2 protein-coding genes and 1 tRNA gene are annotated in these 3,414 nt (G+C 64.6%); 1 reads left to right on the top strand and 2 read right to left on the bottom strand.

Annotated features, from left to right (window positions below; genetic code table 11):
- The first annotated feature begins 106 nt into the window (after positions 1-106).
- Positions 107-183: transfer RNA gene (locus G0Q01_RS22270), tRNA-Met, on the top strand.
- Here the strand turns inward: G0Q01_RS22270 and G0Q01_RS22265 are convergent.
- Both G0Q01_RS22265 and G0Q01_RS22260 read right to left on the bottom strand, forming a co-directional pair.
- Entirely contained in the window at positions 140-1,840 is a 1,701-nt protein-coding gene (locus G0Q01_RS22265; RefSeq protein ID WP_164213883.1) for a recombinase family protein, read from the bottom strand. The two genes, G0Q01_RS22270 and G0Q01_RS22265, sit on opposite strands and share 44 nt — an antisense overlap.
- Positions 1,841-2,607: 767 nt before the next feature.
- The gene (locus tag G0Q01_RS22260) at positions 2,608-3,150 is read right to left on the bottom strand and encodes a hypothetical protein (RefSeq protein WP_370526782.1); all 543 of its coding nucleotides are present in this window, start codon (positions 3,148-3,150) and stop codon (positions 2,608-2,610) included.
- Positions 3,151-3,414: the final 264 nt, after the last annotated feature.

The following is a 3,414-nucleotide window of genomic DNA, read 5'->3' as shown; positions in this document are numbered from 1 at the left end:
TTAAGTGCTGCCGCGCCAATGGTACTGCGTCTCAAGACGTGGGAGAGTAGGTCACCGCCAAACCTAGTAAAACCCACCGTATCTCTCCTAAACGATTTCATCCTGTCGCGGGATGGAGCAGCCCGGTAGCTCGTCAGGCTCATAACCTGAAGGTCGCAGGTTCAAATCCTGCTCCCGCAACCATCGTTTCCGACCAAGCCCTCGCACCACGCGGGGGCTTTGTCGTATACGCATCTCCCAAGGCCAGAATGCCCGCCAGATCACCGCTGAGCTCGATCCGGTGCCCATCGGGCGCGTCCGCTGACGGCATCATCCGGATCTCGGAGATCAGACTGCGCATCGCCTCGGCGGCCTGGACCCGAACTGCGGGGTCTGAAAGGGCATTGACCAGATCGCCGATCTTCTGGCGGTAGAGATCGCCGAGGCTCGGGTGCATCCGCAGGACGGCCGGCTCTGGCGCCTCCGCAACCTGGATTGCGAGGCTCCGCTTTCGATCCTCGAGCTCCGCCATCTTCTCCTTCATCGAGGGGTGATACATGCCGTCCTCGATGGCCGAGAGGAGACCGGCGATCTTCTTCTCGACCTGGGCGAGCTTCCGCTCGGCCCTCGCGCGCGCGGCTTGCGTGTCGGCTTGTGCCGCGTTCCAGGCCATGCGGTATTCCTCGACGAAGGTGTCGAGGAGGGCAGGGTGGAGCAGGCGTTCCCGAAGACCGGCCAGGACCCGCTCTTCGACTGCGTCGCGGCGTATGGTGGTTCGGTTGGTGCAGATAGCGGTTCCCTTGTTGCGTACCGCCGAGCACCCATACCGGGTCTTGTTGATGAGTGTGTAGGTTGCCCCGCAGCATCCGCATTTGATCAGTCCTGAGAGCAGGTAGCTCGGGCGGCGTGCCCGCTCGGGACGAAGTCCGCCGTCCTGAACCCCTGCGGGATTCATTTCCTCGCGGATCGCTCCCTGCCTGGCCTTCACCCGTTGCCAAAGATCGTCGTCGATGATCCGGAGGTGTTCGACCTGCCGGACCACCCACTTCTCTGGCGGGTTCAGCCTCGCCTGCCGCCTGCCGGTCGCAGGATCCTTGACGAACCGCTGCCGGTTCCAGACCAGGAGGCCGATGTAGGCCTCATTGTTCAGGATCCCGGTTCCGCGCTTCCAGTTGCCCGAGATAGTGGATGGGCCCCAGGTCCCGGCATTTTTGCCGTTCGCGGGGCTGCAGATACCCTCCGCATTTAGCGCAGCGGCGAGCGCGCGGGCAGACAGGCCGGCGGCATAGCCCTCAAAGATGCGCCGAACCGTGGCCGCCTCGTTCTGGACGATCTCGCGTTCCCCAGTGGTCACCGTGCCGTCGGTGCGAAGTGCTCGCACCGCACGATAGCCATAGCTGATGCCGCCCGCCGACTTGCCGTCACGCACCCGGCCTTCCAGACCTCGATGTGTCTTCTGGGCGAGTTGCTTGAGAAAGAGGGCCGACATGGTACCACCGAGGCCGATGTGCATCTCGTTGATCTCGCCCTCGGCCTTGGTCACGACCGATACATCTAGGAAGCTCATGCGCTTGTGCAGGGCTGCGATATGTTCCTGATCGCGCGACAGACGGTCAAGCGCCTCTGCGACAATGATGTCGAACTGGCCGTTCACCGCGGCCTGCTGCATCGTCTGGAATCCGGGCCGCAGGTGCGAGGCGCCACTCATCGCCTCATCGGTGAAGACCTCCACCACCCGCCAGCGGCGATCGGCGCAAAGCGACCGGCACACGCGGACCTGGTCAGTGATCGATGCGGCGGATTGCAGGTCGCTCGAGTACCGCGCGTAGATGGCGGCGCGGACAGGTGCATCTGGTGTCATGGCTTACTCCTTTGGATCGGAGGCTGCGATCTCGTCGCGCACGGCCTGCTGTGCGAGCAAACGGACGAGATGGCGCAGCGCGGGATGGAACGGCTCCGGCGGTTCGCAAACGACGGGACGCGACGACGTAGGGTCCAGGGGCGCCGCCGCGGGTGGCGTCTCCTCCGGGTCTGCGTGTCTTGTCCGTTCCCGCGCCACTGGCCGAGTTCTCCCGTTCCCCCGCTGGTACGTGCTGCGGGAGGTGCAAAATGGTGATGATCTGTCCGGGACCTGCCCCGGCTGCTGTTGTCATCATCATATCGCGAGCGCACGGGCAGGGTCGCCTGCCACGAGAGGGCGCCGAGGGGCGTTCGGTCGGGATTATGTGGAAAACTCGGGGGCGGGACATGCGGGGGCAGCATGGTGGCGAGACGAGACGCCCCGGCAACATGCGGGCTCGGTTGGTCAAAATATTACCTGAAGGGAGTTCTCCATATTACGGCAGGCACGGGCGGCTTTGATGCAGGATGGGGCGACCTTTGCCAGATGTTTGCGATTTGGTTTTGTGCCAACTGGACCTCGGTGCCCCTGCCATTGCGCATGTCCGTGGGCGATGATGGCCGCACGAGGCGAAGTTTGCGAATATCCTTTGTGCAAACCGAGGGCGCGCTCCGCGCCATCGCCGCAGTTTTGCAAATTCCTTTGTGGCAAAACGGGGCTCCGGGCGACGTGATCGCTTCTGGAACAGGGAAGCGCGTCAGGGGGGACGCACTCCCATGTCCGTGCTCCTACTCGGAGGGACCTCCGTTCAGGTCTGTCTCTGCAAGGTCCACCGGCTGCAGTCCCGAGAGCCGGGGGCGAAGGTCGGCCTCCTGAAGTTCGCGGTGCTCGACGAGATGTGCGGCCAATGTCTCGAGCAGATCGCGGTGAGGGGCGAGCAGGGCGCGGGCGCGGCGCTCGAACTGGTCGAGTTTGACGCGAAGGCGGTCGGCCTCATCTGCGGTCAGGCGCTGCATGTTCGCAGGGCCGAGCCAGCCATTGCCATTGATACCGAGCCCGAATTCCCGGTCGAACTGCAGCTGGAGCGCGGAGGCTTGGGCAAGATCGCTTTCGACGCTGCCACCGGCGCCCGCGCTGATCGCGCCAAGGCACAGGCGTTCGGCTGCGCGCCCGGCCAGAATGATTGTCAACTCGTTCTCGACCTCGGGTGCTGTTCCCTGGCGAATGGCCGAGGCGCGGGAGGTCGAACCGCCGTCTCGCGAGATCTGCATCCGGCGCACTGGTCCTGCGCCAAGCAGTGTCGCGACGATGGCATGTCCACTCTCATGGATCGCGATCCGGTGATCATAGCCTTCGGGGGCTGCCGGACGCGCTGCGATCAGCGTTGGGATGCTCAGGCGCTGGCCTGACCGCCGCGCCTGTGCCTGCGCCGCGCGGAGAGTCGCATCGATTGTGGCTGGCGTCTCGCCAGAGAAAGTGCGTGTGAGCCTTGCAAGATCCGGCTCCGTCGCCTCAGGCTGTCAACGGCGGAGCAAAAACCGGCCACGGGGCGGCGCAAAAGCAGGCCACTTTCTTGCGCGCTTGAGCCCGCCGGG

It is taken from the genome of Salipiger sp. PrR007 (assembly GCF_010499845.1).
GTDB lineage: Bacteria > Pseudomonadota > Alphaproteobacteria > Rhodobacterales > Rhodobacteraceae > Salipiger > Salipiger pacificus_A.
This window is presented reverse-complemented; position numbering and strand designations above follow the sequence as displayed.

What these genes read in the sequence shown, in the direction of transcription:
- G0Q01_RS22265 (WP_164213883.1), bottom strand. Translation starts at nt 1,840, where the DNA reads ATGACACCAGATGCACCTGTCCGCGCCGCCATCTACGCGCGGTACTCG.